This is a genomic window from Microbispora sitophila, assembly GCF_014892245.1.
In the GTDB taxonomy this organism is placed as follows: Bacteria; Actinomycetota; Actinomycetes; order Streptosporangiales; family Streptosporangiaceae; genus Microbispora; species Microbispora siamensis.
Genome location: NZ_JADBGC010000007.1, coordinates 270,042 through 292,554, shown reverse-complemented (window position 1 = coordinate 292,554; position 22,513 = coordinate 270,042). Strand labels below are relative to the sequence as shown.

Genomic DNA, 22,513 nt, shown 5'->3' with positions numbered 1-22,513 from the left:
CGCAATATCAAATATTGGGCATCAGATACCGCCATTTACGGCATACGCCCTGATGAGAGGTGGCGTGGGACGAAAAAATTATACTGGCAGGTAGTTGAATTCCACGCTATCGCCGCCGATTCATTGCATTACGGACAATGTCAATCGCGTTTACGGGCTCATGTCAATTTTGGACCGGTCCTATTCCGCCCGGCTTCAGTCAGAAATCGTTTCCCGAGCCAGCCGGCCCAGGGGGAGGTCGAGGTTCTGCACCCGGCCCGGCAGCGGGGTCGTGCCGTCCCACCAGCCGATCGCGGCGATCTCGGCGTTGGGCACGAACCCGCCGTGCGGTCCGGGGACGCGGAGGGCGTACACGGCGGCGTACTCCACCCGCCGCTCGGCCCCCAGCACGAACCGGGCGTACCCGGCGAAGGTGAGGTCTTCCGTTGACAGCCCGGACTCCTCGCGCAGTTCCCGTACGGCCGCCCGGCGGGGCGTCTCCCCGGGATCGATCAGGCCGCCCGGCAGTTCCCAGCAGTCACGGAAGCGGTTGAAGACGAGGAGCAGCCGGTCCAGGTGCGCGTACCGGTGCCAGACCGCGACCAGCGCGAGCGGCGTCGGGGCGTCGGGGAACATCGCCTGCTCCGCCACCTGGTGGAACGCGGTCAGCTCGTTGCCCGCCTCGTCCACCGCCATCGCGTCGGTCACGGCCACACCTCACGTCCGGAAGACGTCGCCTCAGGAGCTTATAGGAGGCGAAGGCGGCCGGCCCGATGGTTCGCAGCGTGGTCGGCGGATCGGCCGTACGAGTGATCTCGCGACCGCCTGAACGTTTCATGGAATCTTGTCGCCGCCGCGCTCACGGGTTAATTTGTTTGGTCAATTGACGAACTAAATGCACTCGTTTCCGGAAGGATCGCACCAATGAGTCAACCTCCCGGCGGCCCCCTGACCAGCCGCCGCGGATTCCTCGGGATCGTCGGGGCAGGCGCGCTCGCCGCCGCCGGCCTCACCGGCTGCGCGGCCAAGAAGGAACTGTCCAAGGGCACCGCCGTCGCCGCCGACAAGCTCAAGGGCCTCGTACCCACCCGCGTGCCGTTTCAGGTGGCCGGCCTGTCGCCCGACCTGCCGGGCAGCGAATTCGTCGAACCCGGCTTCCTGACCAGGCCGGGCACGATGGTCCAGGCCGTCACCGCCAAGCCGATCACCAGCGGCACGGAGGTGAAGGTGATGACCCCGCTGTGGGGCACCGTCCCTCCCGGCCTCGGCGAGAACTCCTACTACGACGCCGTCAACGAGCGGCTCGGCGGGGTCGTCCGGTTCAACATCTCCGACGGCAACACGTACGTGGACAAGCTGAACACGATCCTCGCCAGTGGCGACGTGCCCGACATGATCCAGATTCCGGGCTGGAACCTGATCACCATCGCCCACTTCACCGAGGCGGCCAACAAGCTCTTCGCCGACCTGTCGCCCTACCTCGCGGGCGACAAGGCCAAGGAGTTCCCGCTGCTGGCCAACTACGACACCGCCGCCTGGGAGTACGGCGTGTTCGGCGGCGTGCTCCAGGGCATCCCGTGGCAGAACGTGCCCTACCCGTTCGCCACGATCGTCCGCCAGGACATCCTCGACGAGTTCGGCCTGTCCCATCCCAAGAGCGCCGACGACCTGCTCACGCTGGGCAAGGAGCTGACCGACCCGAAGAAGAAGCGCTGGGCCTTCGGCGGCATGGACCAGGAGGTCCAGCGGGCGTTCGGCGCCCCGCGCGAGTGGCGCAAGCAGCCCGACGGCACGCTGATCTACAAGTACGAGACACCGGAATGGCAGCAGTCCATCGAGCTCATAACGAAGCTGTTCGAAGCGGGATACGTCCACCCGGACGTCGTGGCCAACCAGTTCGCCGACCACAAGGAGCCCTTCGGCAGCGGGCAGCTCGTCATGTACAAGGACGGGATCGGCGCGATCCACGAGCTGTTCGGCCGGTTCCTGCCCAGCAACCCGAAGTTCAACGTGCGGGCGGCGGATCCGTACCCGGCCCATCCGGGCGGCAAGGTCATCGTGTGGCGCAACGAGCCCGCCGGCATGTTCTGCTTCATCAAGAAGGGCCTCGGCGACGCCCGCACCCGCGAGCTGCTCGGCATCGCCAACTGGTGCTCCGCGCCGTACGGCACGCAGGAGTACGACCTGGTGAACAACGGCGTCGAGGGCAAGCACTTCACGGTCAAGGACGGGCAGGTCCAGCAGACCGCGCTCGGCCGCAAGGAGGTCGCCCCGACGTACCTGTTCCTGTCCGGACGGCCCGGCGCGATCACCGAGAACCAGTATCCCGGCTACGTCGAGGCGTACCACGGCTGGGAGAAGACGGCCTCGCAATACCTGGAGAACGACCCGTTCGTCGGCATCCGGGTCGAGGTGCCGTCCAAGATGGCCGCTCTGGTCAAGCCGACCGAGGACAAGATGAACGAGATCTTCCGCGGCAAGCGGCCGGTCTCGGAGTGGGCCACGATCCTCAAGGACTGGCAGGAGCAGGGCGGCAACGAGGCCCGCGAGTTCTACATGAAGGTCGCCAGGGAGAACGGGCGGCTGTGAGTGCCGACGCGGACACGAGGAGCGTGACGGAGGTCCGGCCCGGGGCGACCCAGGCCGGACCGGCCGTCGGCCGGCGGCAGGACACCTTCGCCACGCGGCTGCGCCGGGACTGGCCGCTGCTGGTCATGGCCACGCCGATGCTGGTGCTGGTCACCGCCTTCTGGTGGATCCCTGCGCTGGGAAACGTCATCGCCTTCCAGGACTACAACCCGTTCACCGGCGGCATCCTGGGCAGCCCGATCATCGGTTTCACCAACTTCGCCCAGCTGTTCGGCGACCCGCAGTTCATCCGGGCGGTGGTGAACACACTGGGCATCACCGCGTTCCAGCTCGTCTTCTACTTCCCGGTGCCGATCGCGCTCGCGCTGCTGCTCAACAGCGTGGTCTCCGGGCGGCTGCGTGCCTTCATCCAGGGCGTCGTCTACCTGCCCCACTTCTTCTCGTGGGTGCTGGTGGTCGCGATCTTCCAGCAGATGTTCGGCGGCGCCGGCCTCATCGCGCAGATCCTGCGCGACCACGGGCACTCGGGCATCGACTGGATGACGAACTCCGACACGTTCATCCTGCTGGTCACCGCCGAAACGGTCTGGAAGGACGCCGGCTGGGGCACGATCGTGTTCCTCGCCGCGCTCAGCACGATCGACCCCAACCTGTACGAGGCCGCGGCCGTCGACGGGGCCCGCCGGTGGCGCCGGATGTGGCACATCACGCTGCCCGGGCTGCGGCCGGTCATCGTGCTGCTGCTGATCCTGCGGCTCGGCGACGCGCTCAACGTCGGTTTCGAGCAGTTCATGCTGCAGCGCGGCGCGGTCGGCAGCAAGGTGTCGGAGGTCTTCGACACCTTCGTCTACTGGTCCGGCCTGCGCACCGGCGACTTCGGGTACGGCGCGGCGGCCGGCCTGTTCAAGGGCCTGGTCGGGCTCGCGCTCATCCTGGTGGCCAACCGGGTGGCGCACGCCCTGGGCGAGCGGGGGGTGTATTCGCGATCATGAGCAAGTCGAAGGTGTCCGGGCTCGCGCCCTGGGAGGAGCCGGGATCGTTCGCCGGGCGCGTCGGCAAGGGCGGCGCGCTGGCGATCATCGTGCTCGCCGTGCTGCTGCCGCTCTACACGATCGTGCTGACCAGCCTGTCGTCGGCCGAGACGGTGAACCGGGTCGGCGGCCTGGTGCTGGTGCCGGACGGCATCACGTTCGACGCGTACCGCCAGATCTTCTCCGACAGCGTGGTCAGCCGCGCCGTGCTGGTGAGCACCGGCGTCACCGTCGCGGGCACCGCGGTCAGCCTCGGCGTGAGCGTCCTCGGGGCGTACGCGCTGTCGCGGCCGGGGACGCTGTTCCACCGGCCGATCCTGTTCTGCGTGCTGCTGATGTTCGTGTTCTTCCCCGGTCTGATCCCGACCTACCTGATGGTGGCCTCGCTCGGGCTGAAGGACACGTACTGGTCGCTGATCCTGCCGTCGGCCGTGTCGGCGTTCAACGTCGTCGTGCTGCGCGCGTTCTTCATGAACATCCCGCGCGAACTGCTCGACAGCGCACGCATCGACGGCGCCGGGGAGTTCCGCATCCTGTGGCGGATCGTGCTCCCTCTGTCGAAGGCGGTCACGGCGGTCATCGGCCTGTTCTACGCGGTCGGCTACTGGAACGCCTGGTTCAACGCCACGCTGTTCATCGACGACACCCGCAAGTGGCCGCTCGCGCTGATCCTGCGGCAGTACGTCGTGGACTCCAACCCCCTGCCCACCGCCACCGTGGGCGTGAGCGGCTTCGGCCACGTCGCGCCGCCGACCCTGGCGATCAAGATGGCCATCGTCGCCATCGCCGTGCTGCCCGCCCTGGTCATCTACCCGTTCGTGCAGCGTCACTTCACCAAGGGCGTCATCATCGGCGCCGTCAAGGGCTGAGGCCCTTCCCCCAGACCGACGCCCCGCCGCACCTCCCACCGGCGGGGCGTCGCCAAAAGAAGGGCACGTGTATGCCGCTCTGGTACGGCGGGGACTACAACCCGGAGCAGTGGCCCGAGGAGGTCTGGGCCGAGGACGTCGCGCTCATGCGCCGGGCCGGAGTCAACCTCGTCACCGTCGGTGTCTTCTCCTGGTCGCGGCTGGAGCCGTCCGAGGGCGGCTACACCTTCGGCTGGCTCGACCGGGTGCTCGACCTGCTCGCCGACGGCGGGATCCGGGTGGACCTGGCCGTCCCGACCGCCTCTCCCCCGCCGTGGTTCTCCCTGGCGCACACCGACGCCCTCACCGTCACCCGGGACGGCGTACGGCTCACGCACGGCAGCCGCGACACCTACTGCGTGAGCGCCCCGGCGTACCGCGAGGCGTCGCTGCGAATCGCCCGCGCCCTCGGCGAGCGCTACCGCGACCACCCCGCGCTGGCCATGTGGCACGTGCACAACGAGTACGGCACGCCCTGCCACTGCGACCATGCCGCCGCGGCGTTCCGGGCCTGGCTGCGGGAGCGGTACGGCGGCCTCGACGCGCTCAACGAGGCCTGGACGACCGCGTTCTGGGGCCAGCACTACTCGGACTGGGCGCAGATCACCCCGCCCCGGGCGACGCAGTATCTCCCCAACCCGGCGCAGGCGCTCGACTTCCGCCGGTTCGTCTCCGACGAGATGCTCGCCCACTTCCGGGAGCAGCGCGGCCTGCTGCGCGAACTGACCCCCGAGGTGCCCGTCACCACCAACTACGTGCTGGCCGGCTGGGCCTGCGTCGACCACTGGAAGTGGTCGCGTGAGGTGGACCTGGTCGCTATCGACGACTATCCCGCGGGGCGGGGCATGGCGGCGGCCGAGCAGACCGCCTTCGCCGCCGACCTGGCCCGGTCGTGGGCGGGCGGGCGGCCCTGGCTGCTGATGGAGCAGGCCACGGGGTATGTCCTGGGTCCGCGCACGTCACCCAAGGAGCCCGGCGAGATCGCCAGGCACAGCCTCCAACACGTCGCCCGGGGCTCGAAGGGCGCGATGTTCTTCCAGTGGCGGGCCTCCCGCGGCGGCGCCGAGCAGTGGCATCCCGGCATGCTCCCGCACACCGGCCCGGACTCCCGCGTCTTCCGTGAGGTCTGCGCCCTGGGCGAGGCGCTGGAGCGGATCCCGGCCCCGCCCGACGGAGCGGTCGTTGAGGCCGATGTCGCGATCCTGTGGGACGAGGAGGCGTGGTGGGCCGTCCAGGGGCCCGGCCTGCCGTCCGCCGAGATCGACTACCTCGCGGCCGTCGAGCAGGCCCACCGGGTGCTGTGGCGGCAGGGCGTCGCCGCCTGCTTCGCCCATCCGTCGCACGATCTGTCGGCGTACCGGGCCGTCCTCGTGCCGAGCCTCTATCTGATCTCCGACGAGGCCGCCCGGAACCTCGGGGCGTACGTGGAGGGCGGCGGCACGCTCGTCGTGTCGTTCTTCAGCGGGATCGCCGACGAGCACACCCGGATCAGGCTGGGCGGCTACCCCGGGGCTCTGCGCGAGATCCTCGGCATCAGCGTGGAGGAGTTCCACCCGCTCACCGACCCGATAGAGCTGCCGGAATTCGGCCGCGCGACGGTGTGGAGCGAGGTCGTCCACCTTCACGGGGCCGAGGCGGTGGCCCGCTACCCCGGCGGCGAGCCCGCCGTCACCCGCCACCACCACGGCGGCGGCACGGCGTGGTATGTCTCGACGCGGCTCGACGACCCCGGCTACGCCCGCGTCCTCGCCCGCGCCGGCCTGGCCGGGAGCGGCATCCCCGGCGTCGAGGTCGTACGGCAGCGGGACCGGGTCTTCGCCGTCAACCACACGGAAGACGAGCAGCCCGTGCCGCTCGACGGCATCGACCTGATCACCGGCAAGCCCGTCGACGGCAGGCTCGGCCTCGGGGGCTACGTGGTCGTGCCCCTATAGATACCGATGAATACCGAGCTCCGCGATCAGTGCCGTACGGGGATCCGGGGCGCCTCGGCCTCGGGGGCCGGGTGGCGGTGGCGGGGGATCTCCGTGGACGGCTGCTGCGCCCTGTCCGGCTGTCCGGGCTGCGGCTTCTCCTGCGCCTGTTCCCGCGCGGGGCGGCCCTCCGCCTGCCGGATCTCGTTTTCCAGGTCGTCCGCCGTCGGCGCCTCCAGGATGCGTGGCACGATCGCGGTCCCGGCCCGGGGCACGGCCCAGAAGCTTCCGGTGCGCTCCCCGTACCAGACCATCCAGCCGGGCGTCCTGGCCGCCAGTGCCCGCGCCGCGTTCCTGCCCGCGGTGATCTCGTCCGCCATGCCGATCCTCCCGTTCGACGTACTTCCGGGAACCGGCCCTCTACCCGGGTGCGGACGGGTCAAGCGCCGATCCCTGGCGATCCCGTGACCTTCCGGATGGACCGGTCAGGTTTGAGCCATGGACGCGGCATGGTCGGTCATACGTTCATAAAGAAGGAATGGGGAGAGTAAGCATTTTTGGAGAAAGGCGGGATATGCCTCGTTTGTCTGGCTAGCTGGTATGTTTGAAGAGCTCCAGTCTCCACCTCCGCGAGACGGGCCGGCCGGCACCGGTCGCCGCGCCCGGACACCCGCCTCCGGCGATCATCCGCAGGCCGTGAGCCCCTGCCGGACAGGGGTTTCCGGGATCCCGGGACGTTCGGGACACATCACCAAAGATCGCTGCTAAGCCCATCTTCTTTACCTATTTGCCACATTCTGGCGTACAGGTGGGATTGCCGGACGGACTCGCATACCATCGACCGTCGCGCATTACCGGGACCTGACACTCCGCCGGGTAGCGTCGTTCAAGACAGTACGCCCGAAAAATATGGATGAAGGCGCGTATATGACAACGCAGCAGCTCGAGATTACTGTGAGCGATCACCAGCCGGCCGTCGTGGTCGCGCTGCGAGGTGAACTCGACATCGCCAGCGGAGACACGCTCCGGAGGGCGATCAGGAATCTTGTCCGCCAGGGTCGCATCAAGATCGTGGTGGATGCGTCCGGTCTGCGGTTCTGCGACTCCTGCGGCCTGGAAGCGCTGCTGGACGCCCGGGACGACATCGAGAAGGCCGCCGGTTCGATGCGGCTCACCGGAGTTCACGGCATCTTGAAGATCGTCCTCGAGGCGACCCGGCTGCGCGACACGTTCATCATCGACGGCACGCCCGTCGAGGCCGTCGCCGCCATGGTGGTGACAGCCTCACACCACGTGTCCATGGTCTGAATGTTCGTGGTCTGACCGTTTGACCTCCGGCCCCCGCCCTCTCATCGAGGGTGGGGGCCTCTGACCGCCCGCCGCGGTCGTTTGTGCCGGTCGGGTCCGGGTACGCGCGGACGAGGGGGAACGGCCCCACGTCGTTCAGGGGAGGAACACGGACATGGATCAGTCCCGCGCACCCGTGCTGGAGGCGCTCACCGCCTATCGCCGACGGGGAGACATCAGCTTCACGCCTCCTGGCCACAAGCAGGGGCGAGGGGTGGATCCGCGGGTCCTGGAGGTCCTGGGCGAGGACCTTTTCAGGGACGACGTAATGATCATGAATGGCCTGGACGACCGGTTGCAGAGCAACGGCGTGCTCGAAGAGGCGCAGCAGCTCATGGCGGAGGCGGTCAACGCCGAGCAGGCCTTCTTCTCCACCTGTGGCAGCTCCCTGTCGGTCAAGAGCGCGATGCTCTCCGTGGCCGGTCCCGGGGAGAAGCTGCTGGTCGCCCGCAACGCCCACAAGTCGGTCATCTCGGCACTGATCCTGAGCGGCGTCGAGCCCGTCTGGGTGCACGGGGACTGGGACGGCGATCTGCACATGTCGTATCCGCCCACGCCCGAGGCGGTGGAGGGGGCGTTCGAGGCGGCCCCCGACGCCAAGGGCATCATCGTCGCCAGCCCGGTGGACTACGGCACCTGCGGCGACCTGGAGGGCATCAACGAGGTGTGCCGCAGGTATGACCGGACGTTCATCGTGGACGAGGCCTGGGGCGCCCACCTGCCGTTCCACGAGGACCTGCCCACGTGGGGCATGAACGCCGGGGCCGACCTGTGCGTGACGAGCGTCCACAAGATGGGCAACGGGCTGGAGCAGAGTTCGGTGTTCCACCTGCAGGGCAACCGGGTGGACCCGGCGGTGCTCAAGGCCCGCGAGGACCTGCTCGGCACGACCAGCCCCTCGACTCTGATCTACGCGGCGCTCGACGGCTGGCGAAGGCAGATGGTGGAGCACGGCAAGGACCTGCTCGACCGCGCGCTGGAGCTCGCGGAGTCGGTCCGCAGGGAGATCGACAAGATGCACGGCCTGTGGGTGCTGAGCAAGGAGAACACCCGCGCCTTCGACATGGACCCACTGAAGATCGTGGTCGACGTGTCGGGGCTCGGCGTCGACGGCTACCACGCGGCCGACTGGGTGCGCGAGCGCTGCCACGTCAACCTTTCGCTGAGCGACCACCGCCGGATCAGCGCCGAGATCACCGTCGCCGACAGCGAGGAGACGGTCGGCATGCTGCTCGGCGCGCTGCGCGCCCTGTCGTCGGCCCGCGACCTGCCGCCCGCGGCGACGATCGACGTGCCCGAGCCCGGCGAGCTGGAGCTGGACGTCGCCATGCTGCCCAGGGACGCGTTCTTCGGGCGGGTCGAGATCGTGCCCACCGGCCAGGCGGTGGGCCGGATCGTGGCCGAGATGGTCACGCCGTACCCGCCGGGCGCGCCCGCCCTGTGCCCGGGCGAGCGCGTCACCGAGCCGGTCCTGAGCTACCTGACCACCGGGCTCGAAGGCGGCATGAACATCCCTGACGTCAGCGACCCCAGCCTGAAGACGCTGCGCGTGGTCGCCGAGTGACGGGAGCGTGACGGGAGCGCCGGATCAGGACCAGCCCGGTCAGGCCCAGCAGGAGACGGCGGTCTGCGCCATGAGCAGCTCGGCCACGTCACGCAGCCGGCCGCGCCGCGCGTACGCCGCCCGCTGACGCGCCGCCCCCGATCCGCTGTGCCGTACGCGGTCGAGCTGGAGGATCAGCGGCTCCCAGTCGCCGTTCTCCTCCAGCACCGGCCGCACGTGATCGAGCAGGCGGTCCACCAGGCGCCACGCGGGAATCCGCGCGCCGCCCCCGCTCAGCAGGTCGAGCGCCTCGCCGTCCACACCGTCGCGGGCGGCCCGCCAGTAGGCCGCCCGCAGCAGGGTGTCCTCGACGTCGGGGGCGGGCACGCCGGCCCGCACGTCGCGCAGCGCCGTCTCGGCCAGCCCCCGCACCAGTCCGGCCAGCAGCACGGTCTCCCCGGCCGTCGGGCACACGTCGGCCGCGCGGATCTCCAGCGTCGGCACGTGGTCGGACGGGCGGACCAGCCAGTAGATCATCTTCCGGTCGAGGATCGTCCCCCCGGCCAGCATGCCGGCGACGAGACTCTCGTAGTGCTCGACGGAGCGGAAGAACGGCGGCGGCTCCGCGCTCGGCCACCTGCCCATCATCAGCGCCCGCCAGCTCGCGTAGCCGGTGTCCCGGCCGTCCGCGATCGGCGAGTTCGCCGCGAGCGCCTGCAGGACCGGGAGCCAGGGCCGCAGGTGGTTGCTGACTCGCACCGATTCCTCACGGTCCGGGATGCCGACGTGGATGTGGCAGCCGCAGACGCCCTGACCGTCCATGATCGCCCCGAACTCGCGGAGCATGGCCTGGTAACGGGGGCACGACGACAGGGGCGGCACTCCCGGGTTGCCGTCCAGTGCGGTGCCGCACGCGACGAGCGCGAGCCCCACGCTCGCGGCGGCGTCGGCGGCGGCGCGCCGCATCTCCAGCAGGTCGCCGTGCAGATCCCGCAGGCTGGTGTGCACGGCGCTGTTGCTCTCCAGTTGGAACTGCGTCAGTTCGAACACCAGCCTGTCCGCCCCCGGTCCGGCCGCCCGCTCGCGAATCTGCCGCGCCGCCGGGACGACCCGTCCGGTTCGCGGGTCGGCGAGCAGGAACTCCTCCTCGACTCCGAGCGTGAGCGTCGCCGAACTCACGGTTGCCTGCGCGACGAGGGAGGGTCCGTGCACGGTGTCGAACTGGACCTCCCTTGTCACGTCTGGCATAAGCGGTCTCTTCAGGAGGGGTCCAGTCGGTCAATCCCCCATTCCCCCCGACCATCGGGCGAAAACCCCCATATGGCGTTTCTTGACCGTCCAGCGTGACCGTCCCGCTTGACCGTCCATCCGGGGCTTTCCCCAGACCGTACGCCCCGGTCGAGGGGCGTCGCTGCTCTAGACTGACGAACCTGGCCGGGCCCCGGCCAGGCCCCACCCCCTGTTCCCCCCACCGTCCGACCGTCCCCGCAGCGTCCGCCGAGGTGTGCTCCGTGACCGCCGCCGTCGTACTGACCCCCGTGTCCGCCCCCGTCGCCGACCATGTGCTGGTCGTCGCGCTGGACGGCGCCCTGGACTACACGAACGCCGAGCGGCTGCGCCGGGACGTCGAGGCGTCCCTCGGCGAGGAGCACCGCGAGCTCATCCTCGACCTGAGCGGCGTGAACTTCTGCGACTCCACCGGCATCCGGACCCTGCTGTCCGTACGGAAGCTGATGCAGGATCGCAAGGGCGCGGTGACGCTGGCGGCCCTGAACGCCCGGCTGGCGAGGATCTTCAGAGTCACCGGACTGATCAGCGCCTTCACGGTCGCACCGGACCTGGCGGAGGCCGTCGACGCGGTCGGCGCGCGGTCGACCCCCAGGTGAAGGCAGGGAACGGGTAACGAGACGGTAGCCTCGGAGACATCGGGCGGCAGACCCAGCCAGGAAGACAGTGGCGAGGAGGACAGGTGGTGGATCACCGCCGGCAGTGGCCGATAACGGATGATCTCGCGGCGCTCCGCGAGAACATCCAGCGGTACGCCGTGCAGGCGGGCCTCACCGGCCCTCGGCTGGACGACCTCGTCATCGCCGCCAACGAGGCCGCCATCAACGTGCTCGAACACGGAGGGGGAGCCGGCACGCTGGCGATCTCCTGCGACGGCGGCGTGCTCGCCGTCGACGTCGCCGACCACGTCGGCGTCCTGCGGCCCGGCGCCGTGCCGAGCGAGCGGCCCAACGGCCGCGGCGACCGCGGCTTCGGCCTGTGGCTGATGGGCGAGCTGTGCGACTCGGTGACCATCGATCAGGTCCCCGGCCAGTCGACGATCCGGCTGTCCATGCACGTCGACGACGGCACCGTGGACGACGGCGGCGCCGCCTCGCTGGGGCGCAGCGCCCACCCGGTCTGAGCGGGCGCCTGCCCCTGTCGCCAGGCGGCGGCCCGTCGCGGACCCAGGCAGCGCCCAGGTCCCCCCGGGTTGCGCCCTGCTTGCCCCCGGTTGGCCCTGGTTATCGTCCCGATCCCGTAAACCGGGCCGTCACGGCTCTCCGGCCGCCTTAACCTGGGTCCGCGACCACCTCCTCATGGCTGCTGGACGGCTACCTGAGGAATGCCCATGACGCGGCGGCAACCGCGATCAGGGCGCAGAGGCGGATGGTCCGGGGTGTGCTGTCGACCACGTCCCGGACCGCTCTTGCCACCTCGCCGATCCACGAGCCGAACTCCGGGTCGTGAATCCGCCCTTCGTGACGGCGTCCCCCGCTCCCGCGGGGCCTGATAGCAGTCATCGGGGCCCCCTCCCCATATGCGCTGTCCGAGATCGCTGTCTCGGAACTGTCGATCGGCCCGATCAGGAATCCGTTCCCGGCCGGGCCGAAGCGCGCCATGGGCGGAATCCCCGCCGCCGTCGCGCCGCCGACCCGGTAGGAGGGATTCCGGACCTTTCCCTGATGTTCACAGGTGACCCACCGTGCACGCAACGAATACGAGCGGCATTCGAGGTTCCGTACGAAGAGTGACGATCAGATCACAGCTTGCGATAGCTTTTGATCCTGATTTGTCCTTCGATGCGAAGTTGCCTGTCCGTTTTGTCCGCAGCGCTTTCCGGAATTTTGGGTCAGCGCGCGACACGCCGTCATTTGTCTCAGAGGACGGCATCGGGCGGCATATCCGGGCCGCCCGCGCCCACGTCTCCACGACGTCCGGGACCGCGTACGGATGGGGGATGCCGAGACGATGTTACCGAACGTGACGCCCTCGTCACGCATCACGGCGAGTGGCGGTTTCAGGCGCCGAGGTCGCGCACAGTGTTCTCGAGGCACCGCGTGAGCGCCTCCACCCGCTCCTCCGTGACCGGCTCGTCGCCCTGGGCCTCGGGCAGGTCCGCGCGGCGCACCACCACGAGCTTGCGGTGCCTCTCGTCGATCTCGTCGAGCGGCAGCACGAGGCACTCGCCCCGGACGAAGACCAGCGCGACGTCAGGGTCGGCCGACTCCAGCAGCCGCCGTACGCAGTCGGGGTCGAGCAGCGCCATCGTGTCTCCCTCGCCGATGTCTTCTACGGCCGCATGCCCACGCCCGTCGTGACCTCCTTGATCCGCGTGCGGCCGGAGTCGGGCGCGAGCGGCGGGGTCTCCATGCCCGCACCGCGCCGCATGCCCTCGATCACCGCGCGCAGGGCGTCCACCGCGCTGTGCCGGGGGTGCCAGCCCAGTTCCTCGCGGGCACGTGTGGTGACCATGATCGGGATCTGCAGGGCCAGCTCCACCATGCCCGGCGAGGCGGGGATCAGCCGCAGGTGCCAGCCGGCCGACACCGCCGTACGCACCACCGCGGCCGGGACCGGCACCCGCCGCGCGCCGAGCAGGTCCGCCAGCACGGCCGGGTCGATCACGGGGTCGGCGGCGATGTTGAACGCGCCCCGCACGTCGCGGGTGAGCGCCAGCCGGAACGCCTCTCCGGCGTCCTGCGAATGGAGCGCCTGGAACCGCAGCCGCGGCATGTCCGGCACGAACGGGATCAGCTCCGGCCGCACCAGCCGCTGCGGCAGGAACGGCCCGGCGAACAGCCGCCGCTGCTCGGTCGCGGCCTCCTCCTTGAAGATGAACCCCGGGCGCATCCGCACCACGCGGATGTCGGGGTGGTCGCGCTCGAAGATGTCGAGCACGCGCTCGAGGTAGGCCTTCTCCCGCCCGTAGGCGGCGTTCGGCCAGCCGTGGGTCGGCCACGACTCGTCGACGGGCGGGTCCTTGGGCCCCGGCGAGTACGCCCCCACCGACGACGAGTGGACGAGGACCGAGACCCCGGCCCGGACGGCGGCGTCGAAGACGCGCATGCTGCCGAGGACGTTGGAGTTCCAGGTGGTGACCGGGTCGTGCGTGGGCTGGAACAGCCAGGCCAGGTGCACGACCGCATCGGCGCCGGCGAAGATCGGATCGAGGTCGTCCCGGAAGACGTCGGCCGTACGCCATTCGGTCTTCGCCGGTTGCCAGCCTGGCATCCGCCTGGCCACCCCGACGATCGAGGTCACGCTCGTCTCGGACTCGAGGGCGGCGAGCAGGCTCGTGCCGACGTTTCCGCTCGCACCAACCACGACAACTCGCATGAAATACTCCGTTTCCTGGCATCAGCCGCTACAAACCGCGATAGCGCCCATCCCCGACAAAAAGGCGATCATGCACTCCGCGATCGTCCGGCCAGAGCGGGCCCGAAGATGGGGTTCCAGATTTCCCCTGGGACAATGCGGGGGAATCAGTGGTGGCGCGGGAATACCGCTACCTAGGAGGATTAAGTTCTCAATCTGGTCAGAGAGGCGGAGCAGCAGAGATGGCTCAGATCGTCGGTGGCGGACGCCCCGTCAATGACGCCGAGCGAAGGGTCATCGCGCACCTGCGGGACAACGCCCCTGACGACTGGCTGCTGCTGCACAACATCGAGATTCCGCGCGGGGCCGACCTGTTCGAGGTGGACGTGGTCGTGCTCACCGGCCACTCCCTCGTGGTGATCGACGTGAAGGGAGCCCGGGGCCGGTTCGAGGTCTCGGGCACCCGGTGGTTCCCCCAGCACCGGGAGGCGTTCGGCTCGCCGGTGGCCAAGCTGCGCGGCACCGCGCGGGCGCTGAAGGGCCTGCTGATCGAGAAGCACCGCGAGCTGGAGCGGTTGTACGTCGACAACGTGGTGGTGCTCACCGCGCCCGGAGCCGTCCTCGTCGATCCCAGCGGCCGCGACGCCCGGCACGTCACCACGATCGCCGGGCTCATCCCCATGCTCAGCGACGTGTCCCGGGTGAGGCACGGGTGCAGCCGCGACGCCGTGCCCTATCGCACCGCGATCATCGAGGCGCTGAACGGCACCGTGCGCCGCTCGACCGCGCCGCCGCGCTTCGGCAACTGGGAGGTGGAGGAGCAGCTCGGCGGCGACAGCCGGGTCACCGAGTATCGCGCCGTCAACGCGACCGCCCCGACCAGCGGGACCGTGCTGCTGCGGGTCTACCGCGCCGATCCGATGGCCGAGCAGCGGCGGCGGGTGGCCGAGCAGCGCCGGATCGCCAACGCCTACCAGTCGCTCGCCAAGATCCCGCCGCATCCCTGCGTCGTACGCTCGCGGGACTTCTTCGCCATCGACGACGAGAGCCGGTTCGTGCTCGTGCTCGACGACGTCCACGGGCAGGCCCTGCACCTGCACCTGACCGGGCGGAGGCTGGGCATCGACGCCAAGCTCGGCGTGATGGAGGACATGCTGGACGGCCTCGCCCACGTCCACGCCAACAACGTCATCCACCGGGCGCTGACCCCCGCCTGCGTGCTCGTCACCGACGACGGCAACGCGCTGCTGACCGGCTTCGACTACGCCAAACCCGGCCCGCGCAAGCACACCGTGGCCAACGAGCTGCCCAACATCCTCGACGTCCACTACGTCGCCCCCGAATGCCGGGCGCGCCCCGACCGGATGACCCCCGCCGCCGACGTGTACTCGGCCGGGGTGATCGCCTTCCAGCTCCTCACCGGCGAGCTGCCCGCGCCCGGCGTGGACGCCGAGCCGGACGCCGGCGGCGTCGCCCCCGAGGTCATGGACCTCGTACGGCGGATGCGCGACCCCACACCGGCCAAACGGCCCGACGCGATCACGGCCCTCGCGGAGCTGCGGGTGGCCCGCGACGCCCAGCCTCGGCGGCGCGCGCCGTTCGGCGGCAGGATCAGGAGCGCCCTGCGCCGCCTGTCCCGCCACTCGTAGGGACCTTCGTCACTGTTACGGCCGTCAAAGTACGGCTAACGTCCAGGTCATGATTCGGGTGTTTCTGGTGGACGACCACGAGGTGGTACGGCGTGGGGTGGCGGCGTTGCTGGACGCCGAGGACGACGTCGAGCTGGTCGGCAAGGCGGGAACGGCCGAGTCGGCCGTGGCCCGCATTCCCGCGCTGCGGCCCGACGTGGCGGTGCTCGACGTGCGCCTGCCCGACGGCAGCGGGGTGGACGTCTGCCGTGAGGTGCGCTCGAAGGTGCCCGGTCTGGCCTGCCTGATGCTGACCTCCTACGCCGACGACGAGGCGCTGTTCACCGCGGTCAGGCCGGGGCGGCCGGTTACGTGCTCAAGCAGATCCTGGAGTTGATCGGCGAGGGCCTGACCAACCGCCAGATCGGCGAGCGGATGTTCCTGGCCGAGAAGACGGTCAAGAACTACGTGTCCAACCTGCTGAGCAAGCTCGACATGCAGCGCCGCACCCAGGCCGCCGCGCTCGCCGCCCGCCTCAAGGCCGGGCAGGAGAGCTGAGCCGGGCCGATCGACGTCGACAACGGGACCTTCGTCCCTAACCCGCGTGGCGGTCGATCCCTCAGGCTTGCAGACATGAAGCTCGACTCGGCCGGCCTGGAGATCCTCAGCGGAGGGGAATGCCTGGACCTGCTGGCCTCCACCCCCATCGGCAGGATCGTCTTCACCGATCGTGCCCTCCCCGCCGTCCAGCCGGTCAACTTCTGCCTGCTCGACGGGAACATCGTCATCCGCACCGCCCCCGGTTCCAAGCTCGCCGCCGCGGCGCGCAACGCCGTCGTGGCCTTCGAGGCCGACGACTTCGACGCGACGTTTCGTACGGGCTGGTCGGTGACCGCGGTCGGGCACGCCCGCGCGGTCTCCGACCCGGAGGAGATCGCCCGCCTGTCCGCGCTGCCGCTCACGCCGTGGGTGCCCGGAACCCGCGACCACTTCATCGTGATGGACCCCGAGCAGATCTCCGGCCGCCGGCTCAACCGATAACGCACGTGAAGAACGCCCGCCTCGTCTCCCGGGGCGGGCGTTCTCGCGTGCGTCAGCGGGTGACCGTCAGACGGCGGCGGAACACCCAGTAGGTCCATGCCTGGTAGGCGAGGACCACCGGAGTGAAGATCGCCGCGACCCAGGTCATGTACCCAGGGCTACCTGACCCCGCCCCGGGGGGACCTTGGTCACTCCGTGGGAAATGATGGGGGCGTGCGTGCCCGTCCCGTCTCCCCGTCCCTGCTCGTGGAGGAACTCGCCGACCTGATCGCCGACCGGCCGCGCGACGCGTGGGTGCGCGTCGCGGTGGACGGCGCTCCCGCCGCCGAACCGGGACGGCTGGCCGACGACCTGGTGGAGCCGCTGCGCCTGCGCGGCCGGGACGTCCTGCGGGTGCCCGCGGCCGGGTTCCTGCGCCCGGCCTCGCTGCGGCTGGAGTTCGGCCGGACCGATCCCGACGTGTTCTACGACGAGTGGCTGGACGTGAGCGGTCTCACCCGCGAGGTGCTCGGGCCGCTGGAGCCGGGCCGTACGGGCCGGGTGCTGCCCTCGCTGTGGGACAGCGTGCGCGACCGGGCCACCCGTGCGGACTACGTGACGCTGAAGCCGGGCGGGGTGGTGCTGCTCGACGGCGCGCTGCTGCTCGGGCGCGGACTGCCGTTCGACCTGACCGTCCACCTGGCCATGTCGGCCGCCGCGCTGGCCCGCCGTACGCCGCCCGAGGAGCGGTGGACGCTGCCCGCCTACGAGCGGTACGAGCACGAGACGGGCCCGGTGCGGGCCGCCGACGTGGCCGTCCGCGTCGAGGACCCGCGCCACCCCGCGGTCATCAGTCTCTAGAGCCCGTACGCCTCCAGCAGGCGCAGCCAGACCTCGCTGACGGTCGGGTACGCCGGGACGGCGTGCCACAGGTCGTCCAGGGTCACCCCGGCGTTGATCGCGATCGTCGCGGCGTGCAGCAGCTCGGCCGCCCCCGGGGCCACGAACGTCACGCCGAGCAGCACCCGGCGGCGCTCGTCGACCACCGCCTTGGCCCTGCCCCGGTAGCCGTCGCCGAGGAGGTAGCCACCGGCCACCTGCTCCATGTCGTACTCCACGACCCGCACGTCGAAGCCCTCCGCGCGGGCCTGCGCCTCCGTGCGGCCCACCGCGCACACCTGCGGGTCGGTGAAGACCACCTGCGGCGCCCCGGCGCGGTCCGCGCGGTCGCGCATCCCGGGCCGGTCGTCCGCCTCGCCCCGGGCACGGGCGACGATCACGTCCGCGGCCACCCGCGCCTGGTATTTGCCCATGTGAGTGAGGAGCGCGAGGCCGTTGACGTCCCCCGCCGCGTAGAGCCAGCCGTCCGCCACGCCGGTGGCCCGCATGCTCTCGTCCACCTTTATCGGACCGGACTCCGGCAGCCCGACCGAGGCCAGGCCGAGGTCGCCGGTGGCGGACCGGCGACCGGCGGCGACCAGGATCTCGTCGGCCGTGACCGTCCCCCCGCTCGCGAGCCGCACCGTGACCTCGCCGCCCGGCTCCGGCCGCTCGACCTTCTCCGCGCTCTCGTGCGTGCGGATGTCGATCCCCTGGTCGGCCAGCGACCGCGCGACCATCTCCCCGGCGAACGGCTCCATCCTCGTCAGCAACTCGCCGCCCCGGACGAGCATCGTGACCTCCCGGGCCCCGAGCCCGCGCATGGCCTGGGCCATCTCGCATGCGACCACGCCCCCGCCGATCACGACGAGCCGCTCCGGTACGGCACGCACCCCGGTCGCCTCACGGTTCGTCCACGGCTCGGCCGCGGCCAGACCGGCCACGGGCGGGATCACCGGGCGGCTCCCGGTGGCCAGCATGACGGCGTGGTTCGCGACGAGCGTGCGGGTGCCGCCGTCGGCCGTCGTGACCTCGACCCGCCGGGGGCCGGCGAGCCGTCCCGTGCCGCGTACGAGCGTCACGCCCGCCGAGTCGAGCCACCGGGCCTGCCCCGCGTCGTCGTAGTGCGAGACCACGGCGTCACGCCGGGACAGCACCGCGGCGGCGTCGATCGGCCCGCCCTCGACTGCGCCGGCCAGCCGCAGCCCCGTGACCCTGCCAACCTCTCCCGCGAGGTCCACCGGCCGCAGGAGCGCCTTGCTCGGCATGCAGGCCCAGTAGGAGCACTCCCCTCCCGCCAGCTCGCTCTCCACGATGACGGTGCTCAGGCCGGCCGCCGCCACCCGTCCCGCCGCGACCTCTCCCGTCGGACCCGCGCCAATCACGATCACATCGAAGACTTCCACGGGCTCCACCCTGTCACGGGTGCGGCCGTGACGTGGAGACGAGCCCCCCTTCGTAGGCGGCGATGACCAGCTGGGCCCGGTCGCGCGCGCCGAGCTTGGCGAGCAGGTGACCGATGTGGGTCTTCACCGTGGCCGTGCTGACATGCAGGTGCGCGGCGATCTCCAGGTTGGACAGGCCGCGCGCGACGAGCGTGAGCACCTCCCGCTCGCGGCCGGTCAGCCCGTCGAGCGAGGGGCCGGGCCGAGGCCGGTCCGCGGCGGTCCGGGCGAAATGGGCGAACTGGGCGATCAGCCGTCGCGTCACGCTCGGCGCCAGCAGCCCCTCGCCCGCGGCGATCACGCGGATCGCCGCCAGCAGATCGGCGGGCGGGGTGTTCTTCAGCAGGAACCCGCTCGCCCCGGCCCGCAGCCCCGCGTAGACGTACTCGTCGAGGTCGAACGTGGTGAGGATCAGCACCTTCACGCCGCATAACTCGGCACAGATACGCCGGGTCGCCTCGATGCCGTCCATGCCGGGCATGCGCACGTCCATCAGCACGACGTCGGGACGCTCGGCGCGGGCCAGTTCGACGGCTCGCGCGCCGGTGCCCGCCTCGCCGACCGCGACCAGCCCCGGCGTGCTGTCGACCAGCAGGCGCAGGCTGCCGCGCAGCAGTTCCTGGTCGTCGGCGAGCAGCACCCGGATCGGCTCGGGCTCGTTCATCACGTCCTCTCCTCTTCCAGCGGCAGGCGTGCGAGCACGCGGAACCCGCCGCCGGGCAGCGGACCGGCCGTGAAGACCCCGCCGTACGCCGTGACGCGCTCGCGCATGCCGATCAGGCCGTGTCCCGGCGGACCTGCGGGCAGGACCCGGCGGCCCGGCCCGTCGTCGGTCACCTCGACCCGCACCTGTCCTGCCTCGTCGTCTATCAGGACCCGGCAGGCCGCCGGGGCCGCGTGCCTGACCACGTTGGTGACGGCCTCCTGGACGATCCGGTGGACCGCGAGCTCCAGCGCCGGGGACAGGCCGTCCGTCACCCGCACGTCCAGCTCCACCCGTACGCCCGCGGCCGCCGCACGCTCGGCGATGTCCGGCAGCGCCGCGAGGCCCGGCGCCGGGGACAGTGCGCCGGTGCCAGCTCCGGTGTCGGCTCCGGTGTCGGCTCCGGGGGCCGTACGCAGCACGCCGAGCATGTGCCGCATCTCGGTCAGCGCCTGCCTGCTCGTGGTCTCGATGACCCGCAGCGCCTCCAGCGCCTCCTCCGGCCGCCGGTCGGCCACATGCGCGGCGACCCCGGCCTTGACCCCGATGAGGCTGAGCGTGTGGGAGACCACGTCGTGCATCTCCCTGGCGATGCGCAGCCGTTCCTCGGTCACCGCGTGCTCGGCGGCCTGCTCGGCCCGGCGCGCGGCGTACGCCCGGCGCTCCCGCACCGCCCGGCCGATCGTCCACGCGCCGCCCAGCGCGAGCGAGCCGAGCACGACCGTCTCCACGATCCGCCTGACCTCCGGATCGGCCGCCACGCCGCCGAGCACCGCCAGCAGCAGCGCCCCGACGGTCAGCGCACCGATCGCCGCCGTCGGCTCCCACCGGCGCCGCCGCGTCGTGAGCGCGACCGGATAGAGCGCGTACGCCGCGGCGGCCAGCGGTTCCCGCGCGACGCCGAGCGCCATGGCCGCCACGGACGCGACCGCGACGAGGCAGAAGACCGGCAGCGGCCACCGCCGCCTGACCACGAGCGGCAGCGTCATCACGGCGATCAGAGCCCAGGCCGCCGGGTGATGCACGTCTCGGGAGTTGACGACCAGCACGAACGCGTACCCCAGCGCGGCCAGCATGTCGAGCGCGACCAGTTCGCGGGGGCGCAGCGGCCGGGGGAACAACGGCCGTACGTCCGGATCGTCCACGCGCCCACGCTAGCCATACGCGCGCACGCCCGCCTCCTGCCCCGGTCTGTCATGCCACGGTCGGAGATGTGTCCGGCGAATCGCACCGCGCTCCGACGCGGGGGACGGGCGGCCCGCGAGACCGTCGAGACATGATCGAAGTCAGAGAGCTGACCAAGCGCTTCGGCCGCACGGTCGCCGTGGACGGGCTGACGTTCCACGTGAAACCAGGCCGCGTGACCGGGTTCCTCGGGCCGAACGGCGCGGGCAAGTCCACGACCATGCGGGTGATCCTCGGCCTGGACCGCCCGGCGAGCGGCGAGGCGCTGGTGGGCGGCCACCGCTACGACCGTCTCCGCCACCCGATGCGGGAGGTGGGCGCGCTCCTGGACGCCGGCGCCGTCCAGGGCGGCCGTACACCCCTCGGGCACCTGAGCTGGATGGCCCGCGCCAACCTCATCGGCCGGGACCGGGTCGTGTCCGTCATCGAGCAGGTGGGCCTGGCCGGAGTGGCCCGCAAACGGATCGCAGGCTTCTCGCTCGGCATGCGCCAGCGCCTCGGGATCGCCGCCGCGCTCCTCGGCGACCCCGCGGTGCTGCTGCTCGACGAGCCGGTCAACGGCCTCGATCCGGACGGCGTGCGCTGGATCCGCGAACTGCTCCGCGGCCTCGCCGCCGAGGGACGCACGGTACTCCTGTCGAGCCACCTGATGAGCGAGATGGAGCTCACCGCCGACCACCTGGTCGTCATCGGCCGTGGGCGGCTCATCGCGGACACCCCGATGCGGGAGCTGACCGCCGTACGGGACGTGTTCGTCCGCAGCAGCCGCGCCGGTGACCTCGCCGCCGCGCTGTCGTCCGCGGGCGGAACGGTCACGGCCGAGGACGGCGGAGGCCTGTCGGTGCGCGGCCTCGACCCTGCGGAGATCGGCGACCTCGCCGCCCGGTACGCGATCCCCCTCCACGAGGTCACCCCGCGCGGCGCCTCCCTGGAGGAGACCTACATGCGGCTCACGGCAGAGGAGGCGGACCGGTGATCGACGCCCTCGCCGCCGAATGGCTCAAGCTCCGCACCCTTCGATCCACCTCCCTCGTCCTCGGCGTCGTCGGCGTCGTCGTCGCTCTCATGGCCCTGCTGGCCTGGTACGCCGCCCACCTGTGGGACGGCCTGCCGTCGGATCAGCGCGACCGCCTCGAGGTGTCGTCGCTGCCCGAGCTCGCCAACTGGCTCGCCTCGCTGTGCCTGGCCGTGCTGGGCGTCCTCGCCTTCTCCGGCGAGTACGGCACCGGCATGATCCGCACCACGTTCACCGTGCTGCCGTCACGCGGGCGGGTGCTCGCCGCCAAGGCCGGCGTCGTCGCGGTCGTGGCCTTCTGCACGGGGCTCGCGGCCGTGCTCGCGACGTACGCCGCCGGGCGGCTCATCATCGGTGACCGGCCCATCCGGGGGCAGTCGGCCGAGGCGCTGGGCCGCCAGATGCCGCTCTTCCTCGCCTTGAGCCTGTCCATCACGATGTTCGCACTGCTGGGCCTGTGCCTGGCCGCGATCACACGATCGGCCGTCGCCGCCGTCGCCACACTCGTGGCGGTCTGGTACGTGGTCCCGATCATCGTCAACAACATCCCGGCGCCCTGGAACGAACGTATCGGCTCGATCCTTCCGGGCGCCCTCGCGGGCCAGCTGGCCGGCACCGGCAACCCCCAGTCGCTCGGCGGCGCGCTCCTGTCGCCGCTCGCCGCGCTCGCGGTGATGGCCGCCTGGGTGGCGGTGCCGTACGCGGTGGCCGCCGTCCTGCTGGCCCGCAGGGACGCCTGACGGA

The 22,513-nt window shown here is 71.0% G+C and carries 21 protein-coding genes and 1 pseudogene; 14 read left to right on the top strand and 8 right to left on the bottom strand.

Annotated features, from left to right (window positions below; translation table 11 throughout):
- Positions 1-195: 195 nt before the first annotated feature.
- Positions 196-687 carry an NUDIX hydrolase gene (locus IL992_RS15425; RefSeq protein WP_319018558.1) on the bottom strand — a complete coding sequence of 164 codons (492 nt, stop codon included), beginning with the start codon at positions 685-687 and terminating at the stop codon, positions 196-198.
- Between the two features lie 216 nt (positions 688-903).
- On the opposite strand from IL992_RS15425, the gene IL992_RS15420 reads away from it, so the two are divergent.
- The 4 genes from IL992_RS15420 to IL992_RS15405 all read left to right on the top strand — a co-directional run bounded on the left by IL992_RS15420 (position 904) and on the right by IL992_RS15405 (position 6,441).
- Positions 904-2,568 carry an extracellular solute-binding protein gene (locus IL992_RS15420; RefSeq protein ID WP_193204026.1) on the top strand — a complete coding sequence of 555 codons (1,665 nt, stop codon included), beginning with the start codon at positions 904-906 and terminating at the stop codon, positions 2,566-2,568.
- Complete coding sequence (locus IL992_RS15415) at positions 2,565-3,560, top strand: ABC transporter permease (RefSeq protein WP_404804753.1); 996 nt, start codon at positions 2,565-2,567, stop codon at positions 3,558-3,560. Before IL992_RS15420 ends, IL992_RS15415 begins: the two co-directional genes overlap by 4 nt.
- Positions 3,557-4,468: a carbohydrate ABC transporter permease gene (locus IL992_RS15410; protein ID WP_193204025.1), complete on the top strand. Its 912-nt coding sequence runs from the start codon at positions 3,557-3,559 to the stop codon at positions 4,466-4,468. Before IL992_RS15415 ends, IL992_RS15410 begins: the two co-directional genes overlap by 4 nt.
- A 71-nt stretch (positions 4,469-4,539) precedes the next feature.
- A complete protein-coding gene (locus tag IL992_RS15405; RefSeq protein WP_193204024.1) occupies positions 4,540-6,441 on the top strand; it encodes a beta-galactosidase in 1,902 nt (633 codons plus the stop codon).
- Between the two features lie 26 nt (positions 6,442-6,467).
- Here IL992_RS15405 and IL992_RS15400 read toward each other — a convergent pair whose 3' ends face one another.
- Positions 6,468-6,800 carry a hypothetical protein gene (locus IL992_RS15400; protein ID WP_193204023.1) on the bottom strand — a complete coding sequence of 111 codons (333 nt, stop codon included), beginning with the start codon at positions 6,798-6,800 and terminating at the stop codon, positions 6,468-6,470.
- 529 nt (positions 6,801-7,329) lie between these two features.
- On the opposite strand from IL992_RS15400, the gene IL992_RS15395 reads away from it, so the two are divergent.
- Positions 7,330-7,728 (top strand): STAS domain-containing protein, encoded by a 399-nt coding sequence (locus IL992_RS15395; protein WP_226872969.1) that lies wholly within the window; start codon positions 7,330-7,332, stop codon positions 7,726-7,728.
- 154 nt (positions 7,729-7,882) lie between these two features.
- A complete protein-coding gene (locus tag IL992_RS15390; protein WP_193204022.1) occupies positions 7,883-9,331 on the top strand; it encodes an aminotransferase class I/II-fold pyridoxal phosphate-dependent enzyme in 1,449 nt (482 codons plus the stop codon).
- 39 nt (positions 9,332-9,370) lie between these two features.
- Here the strand turns inward: IL992_RS15390 and IL992_RS15385 are convergent, their stop codons facing one another.
- On the bottom strand, positions 9,371-10,558 hold the full coding sequence (locus IL992_RS15385) for a carboxylate-amine ligase (RefSeq protein WP_193204021.1): 1,188 nt from the start codon (positions 10,556-10,558) through the stop codon (positions 9,371-9,373).
- 263 nt (positions 10,559-10,821) lie between these two features.
- Between IL992_RS15385 and IL992_RS15380 the strand changes: the two genes are divergently transcribed.
- Positions 10,822-11,196 (top strand): STAS domain-containing protein, encoded by a 375-nt coding sequence (locus IL992_RS15380; protein ID WP_193204020.1) that lies wholly within the window; start codon positions 10,822-10,824, stop codon positions 11,194-11,196.
- Between the two features lie 83 nt (positions 11,197-11,279).
- A complete protein-coding gene (locus IL992_RS15375; RefSeq protein ID WP_193204019.1) occupies positions 11,280-11,720 on the top strand; it encodes an ATP-binding protein in 441 nt (146 codons plus the stop codon).
- Between the two features lie 876 nt (positions 11,721-12,596).
- Here the strand turns inward: IL992_RS15375 and IL992_RS15370 are convergent.
- Together IL992_RS15370 and IL992_RS15365 are read right to left on the bottom strand one after the other, a co-directional pair.
- On the bottom strand, positions 12,597-12,845 hold the full coding sequence (locus IL992_RS15370) for a hypothetical protein (RefSeq protein WP_193204018.1): 249 nt from the start codon (positions 12,843-12,845) through the stop codon (positions 12,597-12,599).
- A gap of 23 nt (positions 12,846-12,868) precedes the next feature.
- Positions 12,869-13,915 (bottom strand): NAD-dependent epimerase/dehydratase family protein, encoded by a 1,047-nt coding sequence (locus tag IL992_RS15365; RefSeq protein ID WP_193204017.1) that lies wholly within the window; start codon positions 13,913-13,915, stop codon positions 12,869-12,871.
- Between the two features lie 221 nt (positions 13,916-14,136).
- Here IL992_RS15365 and mads6 point away from each other — a divergent pair, with 221 nt between their 5' ends.
- The 4 genes and pseudogenes from mads6 (at position 14,137) to IL992_RS15345 (ending at position 17,403) form a co-directional block, all read left to right on the top strand.
- Positions 14,137-15,543, top strand: a complete 1,407-nt coding sequence (gene mads6, locus IL992_RS15360) for a methylation-associated defense system protein kinase MAD6 (RefSeq protein WP_193204016.1) — start codon at positions 14,137-14,139, stop codon at positions 15,541-15,543.
- Between the two features lie 49 nt (positions 15,544-15,592).
- A pseudogene (locus tag IL992_RS15355) lies at positions 15,593-16,080 on the top strand (response regulator transcription factor).
- Positions 16,081-16,155: 75 nt separating this feature from the next.
- A complete protein-coding gene (locus tag IL992_RS15350) occupies positions 16,156-16,563 on the top strand; it encodes a pyridoxamine 5'-phosphate oxidase family protein (protein WP_193204015.1) in 408 nt (135 codons plus the stop codon).
- Positions 16,564-16,776: 213 nt separating this feature from the next.
- Positions 16,777-17,403: a nucleoside/nucleotide kinase family protein gene (locus IL992_RS15345; RefSeq protein ID WP_193204014.1), complete on the top strand. Its 627-nt coding sequence runs from the start codon at positions 16,777-16,779 to the stop codon at positions 17,401-17,403.
- Here the strand turns inward: IL992_RS15345 and IL992_RS48360 are convergent.
- From IL992_RS48360 to IL992_RS15330, 3 genes are read right to left on the bottom strand one after another with little or no spacing between them, the layout of a single operon-like run.
- The gene (locus IL992_RS48360) at positions 17,400-18,827 is read right to left on the bottom strand and encodes a dihydrolipoyl dehydrogenase family protein (RefSeq protein ID WP_319018557.1); all 1,428 of its coding nucleotides are present in this window, start codon (positions 18,825-18,827) and stop codon (positions 17,400-17,402) included. The genes IL992_RS15345 and IL992_RS48360 overlap by 4 nt on opposite strands.
- Positions 18,828-18,840: 13 nt before the next feature.
- Positions 18,841-19,530 (bottom strand): response regulator, encoded by a 690-nt coding sequence (locus IL992_RS15335; RefSeq protein ID WP_193204013.1) that lies wholly within the window; start codon positions 19,528-19,530, stop codon positions 18,841-18,843.
- Positions 19,530-20,714: a sensor histidine kinase gene (locus IL992_RS15330; RefSeq protein ID WP_319018556.1), complete on the bottom strand. Its 1,185-nt coding sequence runs from the start codon at positions 20,712-20,714 to the stop codon at positions 19,530-19,532. Before IL992_RS15330 ends, IL992_RS15335 begins: the two co-directional genes overlap by 1 nt.
- Before the next feature lie 131 nt (positions 20,715-20,845).
- Between IL992_RS15330 and IL992_RS15325 the strand changes: the two genes are divergently transcribed.
- Complete coding sequence (locus IL992_RS15325) at positions 20,846-21,730, top strand: ABC transporter ATP-binding protein (protein WP_193204012.1); 885 nt, start codon at positions 20,846-20,848, stop codon at positions 21,728-21,730.
- A complete protein-coding gene (locus IL992_RS15320) occupies positions 21,727-22,509 on the top strand; it encodes an ABC transporter permease (protein ID WP_193204011.1) in 783 nt (260 codons plus the stop codon). The genes IL992_RS15325 and IL992_RS15320 overlap by 4 nt, the downstream gene beginning before the upstream one ends.
- Positions 22,510-22,513 lie beyond the last annotated feature (4 nt).

Excerpts from the sequence above, each read along its gene's own strand:
- IL992_RS15420 (WP_193204026.1), top strand. The coding sequence starts at position 904 with ATGAGTCAACCTCCCGGCGGCCCCCTGACCAGCCGCCGCGGATTCCTC.
- IL992_RS15410 (WP_193204025.1), top strand. The coding sequence starts at position 3,557 with ATGAGCAAGTCGAAGGTGTCCGGGCTCGCGCCCTGGGAGGAGCCGGGA.
- IL992_RS15405 (WP_193204024.1), top strand. The coding sequence starts at position 4,540 with ATGCCGCTCTGGTACGGCGGGGACTACAACCCGGAGCAGTGGCCCGAG.
- IL992_RS15400 (WP_193204023.1), bottom strand. The coding sequence starts at position 6,800 with ATGGCGGACGAGATCACCGCGGGCAGGAACGCGGCGCGGGCACTGGCG.
- IL992_RS15395 (WP_226872969.1), top strand. The coding sequence starts at position 7,330 with ATGGATGAAGGCGCGTATATGACAACGCAGCAGCTCGAGATTACTGTG.
- IL992_RS15390 (WP_193204022.1), top strand. The coding sequence starts at position 7,883 with ATGGATCAGTCCCGCGCACCCGTGCTGGAGGCGCTCACCGCCTATCGC.
- IL992_RS15385 (WP_193204021.1), bottom strand. The coding sequence starts at position 10,558 with ATGCCAGACGTGACAAGGGAGGTCCAGTTCGACACCGTGCACGGACCC.
- IL992_RS15370 (WP_193204018.1), bottom strand. The coding sequence starts at position 12,845 with ATGGCGCTGCTCGACCCCGACTGCGTACGGCGGCTGCTGGAGTCGGCC.
- IL992_RS15365 (WP_193204017.1), bottom strand. The coding sequence starts at position 13,915 with ATGCGAGTTGTCGTGGTTGGTGCGAGCGGAAACGTCGGCACGAGCCTG.
- mads6 (WP_193204016.1), top strand. The coding sequence starts at position 14,137 with ATGGCTCAGATCGTCGGTGGCGGACGCCCCGTCAATGACGCCGAGCGA.
- IL992_RS15350 (WP_193204015.1), top strand. The coding sequence starts at position 16,156 with ATGAAGCTCGACTCGGCCGGCCTGGAGATCCTCAGCGGAGGGGAATGC.
- IL992_RS15335 (WP_193204013.1), bottom strand. The coding sequence starts at position 19,530 with ATGAACGAGCCCGAGCCGATCCGGGTGCTGCTCGCCGACGACCAGGAA.
- IL992_RS15325 (WP_193204012.1), top strand. The coding sequence starts at position 20,846 with ATGATCGAAGTCAGAGAGCTGACCAAGCGCTTCGGCCGCACGGTCGCC.